Genomic DNA, 16,778 nt, shown 5'->3' with positions numbered 1-16,778 from the left:
CGCATTAAGCTAACTCATAACGCAAAGCAATGTATCGCAAAGCTTAAAAGACAACGCAAACAAATTCAATTTAAACCCTAAAAGAGCGCATCCACTACGTCTTCGATTTTGGCAACGCGAATCACATTAATTTTGTAATCGTTTCTTGGGAGTTTGCTTTGTTTGGAAATAAGAATCGAAGCAAAGCCTAATTTTTCAGCTTCCGTCACCCGTTGTTCCACTCGAGTGACGGGACGAATTTCGCCAGCCAGACCTACCTCGGCGGCAAAGCAAATGTCTTTGGAAATGGAAACGTCTTCGCTGGACGATAAAATCGCTGCGACGACCGCCAAATCTATGGCAGGATCGTCTATACTGATGCCACCGGTGATGTTGAGGAACACATCTTTGGCACCAAGGCGGAAGCCTGCACGCTTCTCCAAAACCGCCAAAACCATGTTGAGTCGCTTGAGGTTATAGCCTGTGGCAGAACGCTGAGGCGTCCCGTAAACCGCAGAACTTACCAGGGCCTGAATCTCGATCATCATAGGGCGCATGCCTTCCAGAGTGGCGGCGATGGCAGTGCCGCTTAAGTGAGTATCCGTTTTGGAAATCAGCAAGTCTGAGGGATTGGAGACCTCAATTAATCCGCCTGCCTGCATTTCGTAGATGCCGAGTTCGTGCGTAGAACCAAATCTGTTTTTGTGTGCTCTTAAGATTCTGTACGCATAGTTTTTGTCACCTTCAAACTGAAGAACCGTGTCCACCATGTGTTCCAGAACCTTAGGACCAGCGATGCTCCCTTCTTTGTTGATGTGACCGATGAGGATAATGGGAACATTGGTTTCTTTGGCGTATTTGATGAGTTCTGAAGTGCATTCCCGAATCTGCGAAACACTTCCCGGAGAACTGTCAACATAGTCAGTATGAAGCGTTTGTATGGAGTCTATAATCAAGATTTCCGGCTCTATGGCTTCGATTTGAGAGAAAATCAGCTGAGTTTTAGTTTCAGAAAGTATGTAACAGTTGGAGTCTTCATTCTGGATGCGTTCGGCCCGCATTTTGATTTGCTGCTGACTTTCTTCGCCAGAGACGTAAAGGACTTTTTGTTTGAAACTCAAGGATAACTGAAGCAGTAGTGTGCTTTTTCCCACACCTGGTTCGCCACCTAGTAAAGTGATGCTACCAGGGACGATGCCTCCTCCCAGCACACGATTGAATTCCTGGTTGGAGGTGGGGATTCTTATTTCTTTCCCAATCTTGATGTCATTGATGCGTTGGGGTTTTGAAATGCGTTTGGGCGCAGAAGAACTGGCAGGTTTCCAGGTTTTTTCTGGTTTGGAGTCTATGACTTCCTCTACCAGGGTGTTCCATTCTTTACAGGCATTGCATTGTCCCTGCCACTTGGCGTATTGAGCGCCACAATTCTGACAGAAAAAGGTTGTTTTGGTTTTAGCCATAGTTTAGTATCCGTAGGTTCTTTTGAGTTCATCGGCTTTCCCAAGTAGCACATCGCTGTTGAGATAGCCTGCGCTTTCAAGCCCATAGGCAGACTGGTATTCTTTAATAGCGCGCTTGGGCTGACCATTTTTCTCGAAATATCGGCCTTGAAAGTAGTTATACAAAACAGTTCCAGACTTTTCTTTTCTGGCCAGCTTACTCAAGTTTTGATAATCTTCCCATAATTCCTTTTCTTCAATAGCATCAGCTGTTTTAAGGAAATCTGCCGTACGTATTGGAACTTTGATAGCATACAATTCCTGAATCGTTAAATATTTATCTTCCAGAACATTACTAGGCGAACTAGCATTTAAGTATTTAGATTCATATTCGTAATCTGAAATAGGGCCGTAGGTCGAAAAAATAGAAAGCAAAGCATCGGGGATTGCATCTGCGACAAAACTATAATGGTCCGCATCCTCAAAAACTCTGTATTGATAATTAAAATTAGGATTATTGCAAATGGATAAATGGGAGTTTAAAGTTTTGGCCTTTGTCTTAAGGCTTGGCACATCGTGTTCTGAAGTGGCCAGGTAATACCAGATTTTTTGATCTATTTTGTCCAGTTTCTTTTTTATCCGCTCTGGTAATTTAGGGGTAACATCAGGACTTAAATTGATGTAGCCTGTAAAAAGTGGATTTTCCTTTAGGATATAGAAGTTTGAAAAATTAGCCATATAATCCAGTCCTGCGATTATTGAAAAAGGTGTAGTTCTGTAATTGTCATCGATGTACTTTAGCACCTCATAACCAATAAATTCAAAGAAATCCGCACCTGTGGTAGCTGGCAATTCATCTTCTGGATCAATGTTACCGTCTTTATCTCTGTGGCCAGTTTGATTGATCCCTACCACAATAGATTCTGGAATAATCTCCCAATAACTCAGATAATCAACATTTCCAGCAAACGGCTCAAACATATAATCTCCATCCAATACAATAATTACCGGGTATTCCTTTTGGTTTGAATTGTAATTTCTTGGAAGTTGAATTTTGATTCGTCGTGTTTCCTTTAAAATCGAAGAATTCACTTCTATGTATTCTGTTTGAGAAAAACAAGATGGGTTAAAGATAAAAAAACAAAAAAGGGAAAGTAGGATTAGTCTCATATTAAGTGGTTTAAACCGCTAATGTACTAAAATTATCTTCTGTTTAATAGAGGTAAAACCAAGAAGGATAGGCCGCCCAAGATAATGACTAAACCTGTTTGAGTTCCCCACATGACCCAGCCGAAAGCTTCTCCAGTTGCCGAAGAAACATCGAAAGCATTGAAGGCTAGTCCTATGGCTATAGGGTAGAGGCCAATGCCGCCGTTGGTTACTGACATGGCAAAGGCTCCAAAGATAAAAGCTACAAGTGTGGCTTCTAGTCCAAGTTCTTGAGTGTTTGGAAATGCAAATTTAAGAACGTAGAACATGCCCACGTACAACCCCCAAATGATGAAGGTATGAAGTAAAAAATAAGCTTTTTTCTTCATGGAAAATACACTTTTCATTCCCTTGAAAAGTTCTTCGATAAATCCTCTTATTTTTTTAAAAAGTGGAATCTTACTATGCTTAATAATTCTTAAGCCTATAATAAGGGATAAGATAAGTGATACAATAATCAAACCACCAAAAAATGGATTGATATCCTGCTCTTTAAAAAATTTAAAAATCTTTTCGCTCTGAGAAAGGGAGGCAAAGCCTACTATAGAAAGAAGCATAATCAAGTCCACAAGGCGTTCTGTAATAATGGTACCAAAGGTTTTTTCAAATTTTACATTCTCGTAAGTTGCAAGAGTAGCTCCTCTCAGTACTTCCCCAGATCTTGGGATCCCTAGATTTGCTAAATAACCAAGCATCAACGAGAAAAAGCAGTTGTGAAATTTTGGAAAAATTTGAACTGGTTCCAGCAGGAATTTCCATCTGTATGCTCTGGATAAATGTGAAACAAAGCCCATGGAAAAAGAAAAAATCACCCAAACTAAATCTACATTTTTAATATTGAGCCAAAGTTGATCTAGTTCTTCTGAGGAGAATTTAGATAATGAATACCAAATGAAGAAAATACCTAAAGCCATTGGACCAAGAGTCTTCACCCATTTTTTAATGGCTTTTTTCATCAGTTTTAATTCAATAAATTTCTATCGTTTGGAAATACAAGTTTTGGTTTGAATGTTTTTGCTTCCTCGGGAGTCATGATAGCGTAAGCCATCAAGATAAGAATATCTCCAGGGGAAACTTTCCTTGCTGCTGCGCCATTTAACGTGATCTCACCACTACCTCTGCCACCAGGGATGGCATAGGTCTCCAGGCGTTCTCCATTGGAATTATTAACCACTTGTATTTTTTCCCCTTCTACAATGTTGGCAGCATCCATAAGGTCTTCATCTATGGTTATGCTTCCGATATAGTTGAGGTCGGCACCCGTTACTGTAACGCGGTGAATTTTTGATTTTATAAGATGTATTTGCATAGTCTTAATTGAGAGCCATATTATCAATCAGTCTCACTTCACCAAGAAATGCGGCGATAAATGCTCTATAATTATAATTAGAATCTTTAGTTTTGGTAGGGATCAGATCGTTTTCTTTTACTATAGAAAAGTATTCAAGGTCGAAGTGTGGATTAGATTTAAACATTTGCTCAACCTCATTTTCAATACTTTCTATGGAATTTTTGCCAAACATATGTTTTGCTTTCATAAGAGCTTCATAAATCAGTTCAGCTTCTTTCAATTCCGCTTCGCTAAGACGAAAATTTCTGGAGCTTTGCGCCAGTCCAAATTCATTTCGACTTGTTGGGCACCCAATAATATCTACATCTTGCTCTGTGATTTCAACAAGTTTTTTGACAACTCTCAGTTGCTGATAGTCTTTTTCACCAAAAAAGGCTTTATGAGGCTTTATAATGTCAAAAAGTCGTTTTAAAACACTCCCAACCCCATCAAAGTGACCCGTTCTAAATTCGCCTTCCATATGATTGACGAAATTTCCAAACTCAAAAGATTCGGCTTCAACTTTGTCATCGTATATGTCTTCAACTTCGGGAGTAAAGACAATGGTTTTTTCATTGTGTGCTTTTAGAAATTCGGCATCTTTGATTACATTTCTTGGATACTTCTCCAAATCTGAAGAATTATTAAATTGAGTAGGATTTACAAAAATGCTCACTACCACGATATCGCAATGCGAATATGCAAAATTGATTAAGGAAAGGTGGCCTTCATGCAGCGCCCCCATAGTGGGTACAAGTCCTATTGTTTTTCCTTCATTTTTAGCAATCTCTAAAGTTTCTTGGAGAGAGGATTTCGAATTTATAACCACGAGTAGTGTATCTGTTTTGGATTTGCAATATTAATATTTTCACGGGAATCCGCATAAATTTTTGTAAATTTGCCAACTTTTTGCCATTAATCTTTAATGTAAGAATTTTATGAAAGATAAACGCATACTATACGTTTCATCTGAGGTTGTTCCTTATTTGCCAGAAAATGACATTTCTTCGGCAGCTTTTGAAGCTCCTAAATTAATCAACGCAGCGGGTGGTCAAACCCGTATTTTTATGCCAAGATTTGGTAACATCAATGAGCGTAGACATCAGTTGCACGAGGTGATTAGGCTTTCTGGGATGAATTTAGTAATCAACGATTTGGATATGCCGCTTATCATTAAAGTAGCTTCCATTCCTAAAGAAAGAATGCAGGTTTATTTTATTGACAACGAAGATTATTTTAAAAGAAAGGCAACTTTTTCTGATGAAGATGGAGAACTGTTTGATGATAATGATGAACGCGCCATCTTTTTTGCAAAGGGAGTCATAGAAACAGTTAAAAAACTGAACTGGTCTCCAGATATCATTCATGTTCATGGTTGGATGTCTTCATTGCTGCCAATGTATCTGAGACATTACTATGGTAATGAGCCTTTGTTTTCTGAAGCAAAAATTGTAACCTCTTTGTACAATCAAAGTTTTGAAGGAACGTTAGATGAAGAAATGAAAAAGAAAGTATTGTTTGATGGTATTGAAGATGATGCAGTAGCTCATCTAGACTACCCAACCCACGATAATATTTTGAAAGTAGCAATTGATAATTCTGATGGATTAGTGATAGGAAGCCAGGAAATTTCTGACGACTTGAAGGCTTATATCGAAAAATCAGAATTGCCAACGCTTCCTTACGTTAAGCGTGAAGAAATGGCAAATGCTTACCAAACTTACTATCTAAGAGATATTTTAAACGAAGAAGAAGATTAATTTTATGTCGAAATTTGCATTAAGGAGTTTAGCTTCTATTATAGTACTATCCTTTCTACTTTCTTGTGAAAATGAGTATTCTGAAGTTGGAACAGACTTTATCAACAGTATTGAAGTCCAGCCTGCTTATGAATCAGAAAATGTAATTGCATACAGCGAAAAGCATAATTCCATCAGGACCAATGGTTTCAGGAATTTATTATTGGGTAAATATGCTGATCCAGTTTACGGATTGTCTGAGGCAAAAATCTTAACCCAGGTGAATCTTTCTCAAACTAGACCAGATTTCGGCGAAAACCCTATAATCGACTCTGTGGTGATGACTCTGCCTTTTTTTAGTAGGCAAGTTCAGCAAAATGAATATGAGCTGGATTCGGTTTATGGCGATGGGAGTTTCAGAATCAACATGTTTCAGTCCAATCAGTTTTTGAGAGAATTAGATCCTGGAGAAGATGGAGATTTCCAGGACAACCAGCTTTATTTTACCGATCAGTTAGAAGAATTTCGTCCAAACATTAGCACAGATACAGTTGTTTCCTCTCAGGTAATAAAACCTTCAGACTTGACTGAGCCAGTGATTTTGTTTGAAAGAAATGAAGAAGGAGTAGCCGATACGTTAAGCTTGTCTCCACGGATCCGAATCCAAATGCCAATTGAACATTTTGAAGAAAGAGTATTGAATGCTAGCCCAGAAGTTTTAGCTAGTAATACAGCTTTTAGAAACTTTCTCCGTGGATACATGATTGAAGCTGAGCAACAGCAGCCAGTCTTGAGTATGTCTATGTTTGACCTTGAAAATGAAGATGCAAATATTACTATTTATTACCGCAATGAAACTGAAGAAGTTAATGATGATGGGGAAACCGAAATCATAACTACTTACAGTGAATTTGCTTTAAATTTTAATGGAACCAAATTGAATCTTTATGAGAATGATTTCAATGTGGATCTTACCAGTCAAAATACAGAAGAAGGGGAAGAGAACATTTACCTCAAAGGAGGTGAAGGGTCTTCTGGGGTTATTGAGCTATTTTCTGGTCCGGATTCTAATGGAAATGGAGTTTCAGATGAATTGGAAGAGTTAAGGTCTAATAACTGGTTAATCAATGAAGCAAACTTAGACCTTTACTTAAATGAGGAAATTGCTACAACTTCCAAAAATAGAATTAATAGAGTGTTTCTTTTTAATTTAGATGATGAGGAAGTCTTAGAGGATTTTATAAGAGATCCAACCGCCTCTGATAATAATCCAGGTCAGTCAAGGCAAGTGCATCTTGGTCCGTTAAGAGAGGATGAAAACGGAGATTTGTTTTATAGAATCAGGTTGACTTCTTTTATCACAAATATTCTTAATGAAGATAATACGGATTCTACAAACGTAAAATTAGGACTGTATGTAACCAATAATGTTGAAAATTCGAGCTTAGTCAGGACCAGAAACCCAGAACTTGGAATATCTGAAAATGTACCTAGAAGCATGATGGAAACTCCACGTGGAATTGTTATTCATGGAAACCGGTCTGCAGATCAATCCAAAAGACTAAAACTTAGAATTATTTATACTGAAACTAACTAATACTTTATTATGTGTGGAATTGTAGGATATATTGGTAAACAAGAAGCTTATCCAATTGTACTGAAGGGCTTGAAACGCTTGGAATATAGGGGTTACGATAGCGCCGGCATTGCAATTTACGATGGTAAAGATCTCAATATTTGTAAAACCAAAGGTAAAGTAGCCGACCTGCAAGAAAAGTGTGAAGCTGATATACCTTTAAAAGGCACAGTAGGAATAGGCCATACACGTTGGGCAACCCATGGAGAACCCAATGACGTGAATTCTCATCCCCATTATTCAAATTCAGGAAATTTAGCAATTATCCATAATGGGATCATAGAAAATTATGAATCTTTAAAAACTGAACTTCAAAACAGGGGATATTCATTTTCTTCCGATACAGATACTGAGGTGCTTGTCAACCTAATTGAAGATATCATGACCAACGAGGAGGTGAAATTGGGTAAAGCAGTCCAGATTGCACTTAACCAAACGATTGGTGCTTATGCTATCGCTGTTTTTGATAAGACTAAACCAAATGAAATTGTAGTTGCAAGACTCGGAAGCCCACTGGCAATTGGTGTTGGTGATGATGAATACTATATAGCTTCAGATGCTTCACCATTTATAGAGTATACCAAGAATGCTATTTATCTTGAGGATGGAGAGATGGCTGTAGTGAGATTAGGTAAGCATGTCAAGGTGAGAAAAATTCAAGACGATACTCTGGTAGACCCTTACGTTCAAAAACTTCAATTGAATCTGGACCAAATTGAAAAAGCTGGTTATGAGCATTTTATGCTCAAAGAAATCTATGAACAACCAAGTGCTATCAAAGATACTTATCGTGGCAGAATGCTGGCAGATCAGGGAATTATTAGGATGGCAGGGGTGGATGATAATCTTGAGAAATTTCTCAATGCCAAGCGAATTATCGTTGTTGCCTGTGGAACATCCTGGCATGCAGGATTAGTTGCAGAATATATTTTTGAAGACCTGGCGAGAATTCCAGTAGAAGTGGAATACGCTTCAGAGTTTAGATATAGAAACCCAGTCATCAACAAAGATGACGTAGTTATCGCTATTTCTCAAAGTGGGGAAACAGCAGATACAATGGCAGCTATAAAGCTGGCAAAAGAAAATGGTGCTTTTGTTTTTGGAGTATGTAATGTAGTAGGTTCATCCATTTCCAGAGAAACTCACGCTGGAGCTTATACTCACGCAGGACCAGAAATAGGTGTAGCTTCTACAAAAGCATTTACTACTCAAATTACAATTTTGAGTTTAATAGCCTTAAAACTTGGAAAAGCTAAAGGTTCAATTTCAAATTCAGACTACCATATGTATTTGAATGAGATGGAATTGATTCCTTCTAAAATTGAAAAAGCTTTAGAATCAAACAAACATATCATTGAAGTTGCAGACGTTTATAAAAACGCGAAAAACTGTCTTTATTTAGGCAGAGGCTATAACTTCCCAGTCGCCCTTGAAGGTGCACTTAAGCTCAAGGAAATTTCTTATATACATGCAGAGGGTTATCCTGCTGCAGAAATGAAACATGGACCTATTGCTCTTATAGATGAACAGATGCCTGTGGTAGTGATTGCTACAAAAAAGGGTCATTACGAAAAGGTAGTGAGCAATATCCAGGAAATTAAATCCAGAAAAGGTAAAATCATTGCTATTGTTACAGAAGGCGATACATCAGTGAAGAATATGGCAGATCATGTCATTGAAGTTCCAGAAACTTTTGAGGCACTCACGCCTTTACTCACAACCATCCCTTTGCAGTTATTTTCCTATCACATTGCAGTTATGCTAGGTAAGAACGTAGATCAGCCTAGAAATCTTGCTAAATCTGTAACAGTAGAATAGATAAAATCAATTATTTATAAAAAAGCATATTGCAATAAAAGATTTATTTAAATAATATATATTTGCAAAAAATTTTAAATACAGATTTTCTTAGAAAATTCAATAAATAAAGTCCTTAGATAATGTCTAAAGTTAAAGGTAAAATTACTCAAATTATTGGTCCAGTTATCGATGTAGAATTCGAAAACACTAAAGACTTACCAAGAATCTACGATTCTTTGGAAGTAAAGCGTGAAAATAAAGCAGACCTCATTCTTGAAGTACAATCTCATATCGGAGAAAACTCTGTAAGAACCATTGCGATGGATTCTGCAGACGGTTTAAGTCGAGGAGTAGAAGTACTCAGTACAGGTAGTCCAATACAAATGCCAGTTGGCAAAGATGTATACGGTCGACTGTTCAATGTAACTGGAGATGCTATCGACGGACTTGGAGATCTTCCAAAGTCTGGAAAAGATGGAATGTCTATTCACAGAGATGCACCAAAATTTGAAGACTTAGCTGTATCAACTGAAGTTCTTTTTACAGGAATTAAAGTAATCGATTTGATTGAGCCTTACTCAAAAGGGGGTAAAATTGGATTATTTGGTGGTGCAGGTGTTGGTAAAACAGTACTTATTCAGGAATTGATTAATAATATTGCCAAGGGCCACGGTGGTCTTTCTGTATTTGCAGGAGTTGGTGAGCGTACAAGAGAAGGAAATGATTTGCTTCGCGAGATGCTAGAATCTGGCATTATTAAGTACGGAGACGACTTTATGCATTCTATGGAAGAAGGCGGATGGGACTTGAAGAAAGTCGATAAAGAAGGAATGAAAGAGTCTAAAGCGACTTTCGTGTTTGGACAAATGAACGAGCCTCCTGGGGCGCGAGCTAGAGTAGCTTTATCTGGTCTTACAATTGCGGAATACTTCCGTGATGGTGCTGGCGAAGCTCAAGGTAAAGATGTTCTTTTCTTTGTTGATAATATTTTCAGGTTTACACAAGCAGGTTCAGAAGTATCTGCACTGCTAGGTCGTATGCCTTCTGCAGTAGGTTACCAGCCTACATTAGCTACCGAGATGGGTGCGATGCAAGAGCGTATTACTTCTACCAAAAAAGGGTCAATTACTTCTGTACAAGCGGTTTATGTGCCTGCGGATGATTTAACAGATCCGGCTCCAGCGACAACCTTCTCTCACTTGGATGCAACAACAGTTTTATCTAGAAAAATTGCTGAACTTGGTATCTATCCTGCGGTAGATCCATTGGATTCTACTTCAAGGATTTTAACTAGAGACATACTTGGAGACGATCATTACGATTGTGCACAACGTGTCAAGGAATTATTACAGAAGTATAAAGAATTGCAAGATATCATCGCCATTCTGGGTATGGAAGAACTCTCTGAAGAAGATAAATTGTCTGTTTCTAGAGCAAGACGTGTACAAAGGTTCCTTTCACAACCATTCCACGTGGCAGAACAATTTACAGGACTTAAAGGTGTCTTAGTGGATATTAAAGAAACCATCAAAGGATTTAATATGATTATGGATGGTGAACTTGATCACATTCCAGAATCTGCTTTCAACCTGAAAGGATCTATCGAAGAAGCTATCGAGGCAGGAGAAAAAATGCTACAAGAAGACTAGAAAAATAAAATTCAATGCATTTAGAAATAGTTAGTCCAGAACAAATTATACTTAGTGATGAGGTGAAATCTGTGAGTGTTCCAGGTATTAATGGAGAGTTTCAGATTTTAGACAATCACGCCCCTGTGGTTTCAATTCTTAAAGAAGGGGCTATCAAATTAGATACCTCTGTCAATTTACCTAAAGGGTCCAAAGACAAATTCTATGAGAATGAATCCAAGTTGTATTTTGATATTTCAGGTGGCGTCATTGAGCTTCAGGACAATAAAGTGGTAATCCTTATCGATTAGCTTATCAAACTTATTTTAAACAAAAAAGGCTAATCTTATTGATTAGCCTTTTTTGTTTTATAAACCATTATATCAAATTGACATTTCGGGAATGTCTCCTTCTATAATTAACTCTCCTTCTGTTGCTTTTTGTATGTCTTCTACACTTATGCCTGGCGCGCGTTCTAGAAGTCTGAATTTCTTATCTACAATATCCAGAACGGCCAGATTGGTAACAATTTTGGTAACGCATTCAACACCCGTTAAAGGAAGTGAACAGGTTTTTAGCAATTTAGAATCTCCTGCTTTATTGGTGTGCATCATAGCTACGATGATGTTTTTGGCAGAACCAACCAGATCCATTGCTCCTCCCATGCCTTTAACCATTTTACCGGGGATTTTCCAATTGGCAATATTTCCATTTTGAGCAACTTCCATAGCGCCTAAAATTGTTAAATCTACGTGCTGTCCACGTATCATTCCAAAGCTCATTGACGAGTCAAAAAAACTAGCTCCTGGTAAGGCGGTGATGGTTTGCTTACCTGCATTAATCAAGTCTGCATCAACTTCTTCTTCCCTGGGGAAAGGGCCCATACCCAAAATTCCGTTTTCACTTTGGAATTCCAATTCTATATCATCACGGACGTAATTGGCAACAAGAGTAGGTATTCCAATACCAAGATTGACGTAAAATCCATCTTGTACTTCTTGAGCAATTCGTTTCGCAATTCCGTTTTTATCTAACATGTTGTTTAATTTTATGATTTGAGAATTTTTCAAATTTCCAAATTGACTTATTTCGTCGTTCTCTGCTCTATTCGCTTTTCAAACTTTTCTCCTTTAAAAATTCGCTGAACAAAAATTCCTGGAATATGAACAAAATTTGGATCCAGCTCACCTGGCTTCACGAGTTCTTCAACTTCTACAACTGTGATTTTAGCTGCGCCACACATGACTGGATTAAAATTCCTCGCTGTTCCTTTGAAAATCAAGTTGCCTGCTTCATCTCCTTTCCAGGCTTTTATAAAGGCAAAATCCGCTTCAAAAGCTTTTTCCATGATATGAGGCTTACCGTTGAAGTCTCTCACTTCTTTACCCTCTGCGACTTCTGTTCCATAGCCTGCAGGAGTATAGAAAGCGGGAATTCCATTTTGAGCTGCCCTGCATCGTTCGGCAAGTGTTCCCTGAGGAATTAATTCTACGTCCAGCTCACCGCTTAGCATCTGGCGTTCAAATTCTGCGTTTTCTCCTACATAAGAAGAAATCATTTTCTTGATTTGCTTCTTTTTTAAGAGCAAACCAAGACCAAAATCATCGACACCTGCATTGTTTGAGATACAAGTCACATTTTGAACGTTACGCTTAACGAGTTCTTGTATAGAATTTTCGGGAATACCACTCAAGCCAAAGCCGCCAAGCATGAAGGTCATTCCGTCCTGAACTCCCTCCAGTGCTTCGGTTACGTTATTTACAGTTTTATTGATCATTGCTTATTTATTTAGGTTGAAAATACAGAATTTTAAATCGCTTTCCAATTTTAAAAGTCTGAAGCTGAAAGTTACATTAAGGTATAGGTATTTTCTCGAAGTATTAGTTTTAAGACGACTTTAAATTCAGAAGGGATAAATATTATGTAATTTTCAAAAAAAAGTTGAGATGGCTCATAAAGAAAATGATTTACAGTACGCAACCAGTCCTTATTTGTTGCAACACGCTTCCAATCCAGTACACTGGGAAGAATGGAGTCCAGAAGTACTTGAGCGGGCTAAGAAGGAAGGTAAGCCATTGTTGATAAGCATAGGTTATGCGGCTTGTCATTGGTGCCATGTGATGGCTCATGAATCTTTTGAAGACAAAAAGGTAGCCGAGCTGATGAATGCGCATTTTGTTTGTATTAAAATCGACAGGGAAGAGCGTCCAGATATAGATCATATTTATATGGAAGCCGCACAAATGCTTACTGGACGTGGAGGCTGGCCACTTAATGCATTTGCGCTTCCCGACGGCAGGCCTTTTTATGCAGCTACCTATTTCCCAAAAGACAATTGGAAGAAAGTTTTATCTAATGTTGCTAGAGCTTACTCAAACAGCTACGAGCAATTGCTGGACACAGCAGAAAAGTTAACTGAAGGCATTCAGTTATCACAAGAGCTTTCTCATGTGGAAGAGAAAAACATCTTCAAAAACTCCAATTACAGAGATTTTATAATGAACTGGCAGAAGATGGTTGATTTGGAAAATGGAGGATTTAAAGGAGCGCCTAAATTTCCAATGGCGAATTCCTGGCAATTTTTATTGCAATATTACCAGAAAACTGAAGATCATTTTGCTGCAGAGGCTTTAACTAAAACACTAGACGAGATAGCTTTAGGCGGAATTTATGATCAGATTGGAGGTGGGTTTTCTAGATATTCAGTCGATGATAAGTGGTTTGCACCGCATTTTGAAAAAATGTTGTACGATAATGCCTTGCTCCTGAATTTGTATGCCAATACTTTTAAACTGCTTCCAAAACCTCTTTACAAAAAGGTAATTTCTGAAACTGTTGAGTTTACGAAAAGGGAATTGATACATCCTGAAGCAGGATTTTATTCAGCATTGGATGCAGATAGTGAAGGTGAAGAAGGCAAATATTATGTCTGGACATTTTCAGAACTATCAGAGTTACTTTCTGAAAAAGAATTGAAACTTATTGAAGAGTACTACAACATTTCCAAACGAGGAAATTGGGAAACATCCAAAAATATTTTGTTTGCCCAGCAATCACCACAGGAATATGCAAAGTCTCAAGACCTGGATAGTGTTTCGTTTGAGTTAGATCTTCAAAACCTAAAAGACAAATTACATCAGTATCGTCAAAAAAGAATCCGTCCAGCACTGGATGATAAAATTATTACGTCCTGGAATGCCATGATGGTCTCTGGTCTTGTACAGGCATACACGGCTTTGCATGATAAGGAACATTTGGACTTAGCAGAATCAACTATAGAATTTCTTTTAAAATCCAGATTTCCGGATAGAAAAAAACTCTTGAGAACGTATAAAAACGGAAAATCTATTACAGGCTTTCTTGAAGATTATGCCTTCACAGTGGAGGCCCTTATTCAGTTGTATCAGGTTACCTTCAAAATTGAGTATCTCGAGTCAGCAAAACAACTAGCTGAGATTTGTTTTAAAGAGTTTAAAGAAGACGCTTCTCCTATGTTTCAGTATACATCTAAACATGGAGAACAGCTTATATCTAAAACCTATGAAATCAACGATAACGTGATTCCGGCGTCCAATTCTTCATTAGCCAAATCCTTGTTTCTGCTTGGTAAGTTTTATAATAATGAACACTATATTGATACGTCCAAGAAAATGCTGCAGCAAGTAGAATCGAAATTGTATAAATCTGGACCTTATTTTGCGAATTGGCAAATTCTGTATGGATGGATGACCTTTCCTTTTTACGAGGTGGCCATTATGGGAGATAAAGCTCAAGCTAAAGCACTTGAACTTCAATCCAATTTTCAAAGTAACTGTATTTTCCTTGGAGGACAAGCAGAAAACTTGGAGTTATTAAACCACAAACTCCCTAAGTATCCAGATGAGACCTTAATTTATGTCTGTGAAAACAAAACCTGCCAACAGCCAACAACTCATGTTGAAACTGCAAAACAACAGTTGAAATCTCAAAAACATTAGTCCTTGTACATTTTGATGGTAGTTTCGCCTTTTACATTTTTTGTAGCTCGAAACATGCCAGGGGTGTTAAATTCCATAACTACTCTCCCTTTGTGATCAATACCAACGATACCTCCAGTTCCGCCAAGATCTGTCAATTTCTGTTGAATAACCCTTTTGGCAGCTTGTTCCAGGCTAATTCCCTGGTATTCCATCATTGCTGAAATATCGTGTGCAACTACGTTTCTAATAAAAAATTCACCATGACCTGTAGCAGAGATAGCGCAGGTTTTATTGTTGGCATAAGTGCCAGCACCTATAATTGGTGAATCTCCAATCCTCCCAAATTTTTTATTGGTCATCCCTCCAGTAGAAGTTCCTGCAGCTAGATTACCGTCTTGGTCTAGCGCGGCACAGCCAACAGTTCCGTATTTTTCGTTACTTAGGTAAAACTCATTTGCAGAGACGCCTTGTTCTTTGGCTTTAGAAGATTCCAGAGCTTTTTTTCGATTTTCAGTGATGAAATAGGAATTCTCCACAAATTCAATGTCATGGAGTTTTGCAAACTCCTCAGCTCCGGAAGCGCTTAGCATCACGTGATCCGATTCATTCATCACTTTGTAAGCTAAATCAATAGGATTTTTAATGTGCTGAACACCAGAAATAGCTCCAGCATTTTTAGTTTTTCCATCCATGACAGAGGCATCCAATTCGGCAATACCATCTGCGTTTAAAACAGCGCCTTTACCTGAGTTGAAGAGTGGTGAATTCTCCATAACGTTGATGGTTTTTTGTACTGCTTCTAAGGCGGTACCCCCATCTTCAAGGATTTTATGACCCACGCTGATGGCTTCCTCAAGTTTCTCCTCATAAGCTTTTTGAAGAGAGTCTGTCATATTTTCTTTCTTGATGACCCCAGCTCCGCCATGGATGACAATCCCGAATTTAGGCGTTTTAGGTGGATTCTTTTCTTTGCTGATTTTAGGTGAATCGTGGCACGACAAAAGAAAAAAGCTGGCAAGTAGTAAAATTGTGTATTTCATAAGTTATAAGTTTAATAAGTAGTCTAAAGCAGATTTATCAATATTTATCAAGTCGGAGGAAGGCAATCGCTTTAAAAGCCTTTGCCACCGCTTATCTTTCATAAATAAACGTTCAAATATAGGTATTGACATTTTAACTTGGTCAGAATTGACTAAAGCAACAGCTTTCCAGAATTTGATCTCATCGTTGGAGGGGAGAAGCTTTTCCGCTGCATTATAAGCCTCCAGGGCAGATCTCGCATCCTTATTTTCCATAGCTAGGTCCCCTTTTTCCATAAATTCATATGCTCTTTTGCTATTGAGAAGACGAGAAAGTTCTTCAACAGGGGTTTTATGATCTTCTACTCTCAGGTCTATTTTTTTGTCTTCCCAGGGCTGTTCTGGTGCTTCTTTTCCAACTACAATAAGGGCAGAAGATTGCTTCCCTCTTATATCACCGCCACTGGCTTGAGCTGCTTTCATTGCAGCTACAACACGTTCTGCAAGTTTGAGAGAGTCATTTTCTTCAAATGCTTTTCTCATGGCATAGACCACATTGTCATCTTCCATCATATTAGCCTGTATACTATAAGTATCTTCTACCAGATGAAGAGCAGCATCCACACATTTTTTTCCAGTGAATGCAGCAATAGAACCGTCTTTGGAGAGCATAGCCACTTGTCTAAAAGCTGCTCCCTCGTCTTCTTGTTTTATATGGTCCAATGCTTCTTGAGCAGAAAGGCCCTTTTCCATCAGTTGTAAACCTTCATAACCGTAGCGTTGATTTACGAAAGACTGGGTAGCGACCACACCAACACCAGATTTTCCCCAGGGTACTGCCGTGCCAACAGAAAACCAATGACTTTGAACGCCTACTGCCATATCCCCTGTTTCAGGGTCCTGGGCGACAATAGAAAAAGTGTGAGCAAATTTATCTGAGTTTGCAGGCTTTTGTGCAGATGTCTTTACATAAAAAAGAGCACAACAACCCACTAAGAGAATTTTATACATTCTTATATTTTTTTTAAATTTATATATTA

The 16,778-nt window shown here is 38.2% G+C and carries 15 protein-coding genes; 6 read left to right on the top strand and 9 right to left on the bottom strand.

Annotation, left to right across the window (positions count from 1 at the left end; translation table 11 throughout):
• Positions 1-77: 77 nt before the first annotated feature.
• Genes radA through panC form a run of 5 tightly spaced genes read right to left on the bottom strand, consistent with a single transcriptional unit; the run spans position 78 to position 4,786 of the window.
• Positions 78-1,439 (bottom strand): DNA repair protein RadA, encoded by a 1,362-nt coding sequence (gene radA, locus LB454_RS06560; protein ID WP_224463810.1) that lies wholly within the window; start codon positions 1,437-1,439, stop codon positions 78-80.
• Positions 1,440-1,442: 3 nt separating this feature from the next.
• Positions 1,443-2,588, bottom strand: a complete 1,146-nt coding sequence (locus LB454_RS06555) for an alpha/beta hydrolase (protein ID WP_224463809.1) — start codon at positions 2,586-2,588, stop codon at positions 1,443-1,445.
• A 32-nt stretch (positions 2,589-2,620) separates the two neighbouring features.
• Positions 2,621-3,583: a lysylphosphatidylglycerol synthase transmembrane domain-containing protein gene (locus LB454_RS06550; protein WP_224463808.1), complete on the bottom strand. Its 963-nt coding sequence runs from the start codon at positions 3,581-3,583 to the stop codon at positions 2,621-2,623.
• A 5-nt stretch (positions 3,584-3,588) separates the two neighbouring features.
• Positions 3,589-3,936, bottom strand: coding sequence for an aspartate 1-decarboxylase (gene panD / locus LB454_RS06545; RefSeq protein ID WP_224463807.1), 348 nt, complete (start codon positions 3,934-3,936; stop codon positions 3,589-3,591).
• 4 nt (positions 3,937-3,940) lie between these two features.
• Positions 3,941-4,786 carry a pantoate--beta-alanine ligase gene (panC, locus tag LB454_RS06540; protein WP_224463806.1) on the bottom strand — a complete coding sequence of 282 codons (846 nt, stop codon included), beginning with the start codon at positions 4,784-4,786 and terminating at the stop codon, positions 3,941-3,943.
• A gap of 109 nt (positions 4,787-4,895) precedes the next feature.
• Here panC and LB454_RS06535 point away from each other — a divergent pair, with 109 nt between their 5' ends.
• The 5 genes from LB454_RS06535 to LB454_RS06515 all read left to right on the top strand — a co-directional run bounded on the left by LB454_RS06535 (position 4,896) and on the right by LB454_RS06515 (position 11,071).
• Positions 4,896-5,717, top strand: a complete 822-nt coding sequence (locus tag LB454_RS06535; protein WP_224463805.1) for a glycogen/starch synthase — start codon at positions 4,896-4,898, stop codon at positions 5,715-5,717.
• A gap of 4 nt (positions 5,718-5,721) precedes the next feature.
• A complete protein-coding gene (locus LB454_RS06530) occupies positions 5,722-7,293 on the top strand; it encodes a DUF4270 domain-containing protein (protein ID WP_224463804.1) in 1,572 nt (523 codons plus the stop codon).
• 9 nt (positions 7,294-7,302) lie between these two features.
• The gene (gene glmS, locus LB454_RS06525) at positions 7,303-9,150 is read left to right on the top strand and encodes a glutamine--fructose-6-phosphate transaminase (isomerizing) (RefSeq protein WP_224463803.1); all 1,848 of its coding nucleotides are present in this window, start codon (positions 7,303-7,305) and stop codon (positions 9,148-9,150) included.
• A gap of 122 nt (positions 9,151-9,272) precedes the next feature.
• Positions 9,273-10,781, top strand: a complete 1,509-nt coding sequence (atpD, locus tag LB454_RS06520) for a F0F1 ATP synthase subunit beta (RefSeq protein ID WP_224463802.1) — start codon at positions 9,273-9,275, stop codon at positions 10,779-10,781.
• A 14-nt stretch (positions 10,782-10,795) separates the two neighbouring features.
• Positions 10,796-11,071 (top strand): F0F1 ATP synthase subunit epsilon, encoded by a 276-nt coding sequence (locus tag LB454_RS06515; RefSeq protein ID WP_224463801.1) that lies wholly within the window; start codon positions 10,796-10,798, stop codon positions 11,069-11,071.
• A 72-nt stretch (positions 11,072-11,143) separates the two neighbouring features.
• Here the strand turns inward: LB454_RS06515 and LB454_RS06510 are convergent, their stop codons facing one another.
• Both LB454_RS06510 and LB454_RS06505 read right to left on the bottom strand, forming a co-directional pair.
• Positions 11,144-11,797 (bottom strand): 3-oxoacid CoA-transferase subunit B, encoded by a 654-nt coding sequence (locus LB454_RS06510; protein WP_224463800.1) that lies wholly within the window; start codon positions 11,795-11,797, stop codon positions 11,144-11,146.
• Between the two features lie 47 nt (positions 11,798-11,844).
• On the bottom strand, positions 11,845-12,537 hold the full coding sequence (locus LB454_RS06505; protein WP_224463799.1) for a CoA transferase subunit A: 693 nt from the start codon (positions 12,535-12,537) through the stop codon (positions 11,845-11,847).
• 169 nt (positions 12,538-12,706) lie between these two features.
• Between LB454_RS06505 and LB454_RS06500 the strand changes: the two genes are divergently transcribed.
• Positions 12,707-14,737, top strand: coding sequence for a thioredoxin domain-containing protein (locus LB454_RS06500; RefSeq protein ID WP_224463798.1), 2,031 nt, complete (start codon positions 12,707-12,709; stop codon positions 14,735-14,737).
• Here LB454_RS06500 and LB454_RS06495 read toward each other — a convergent pair.
• A complete protein-coding gene (locus LB454_RS06495) occupies positions 14,734-15,759 on the bottom strand; it encodes an isoaspartyl peptidase/L-asparaginase family protein (protein ID WP_224463797.1) in 1,026 nt (341 codons plus the stop codon). The two genes, LB454_RS06500 and LB454_RS06495, sit on opposite strands and share 4 nt — an antisense overlap.
• Positions 15,760-15,762: 3 nt before the next feature.
• Entirely contained in the window at positions 15,763-16,749 is a 987-nt protein-coding gene (locus tag LB454_RS06490; RefSeq protein WP_224463796.1) for a DUF1028 domain-containing protein, read from the bottom strand.
• Between the last annotated feature and the right edge of the window lie 29 nt (positions 16,750-16,778).

The sequence above is a fragment of the Psychroflexus montanilacus genome (assembly GCF_020164535.1).
Classification (GTDB): Bacteria; Bacteroidota; Bacteroidia; order Flavobacteriales; family Flavobacteriaceae; genus Psychroflexus; species Psychroflexus montanilacus.
This window is presented reverse-complemented; position numbering and strand designations above follow the sequence as displayed.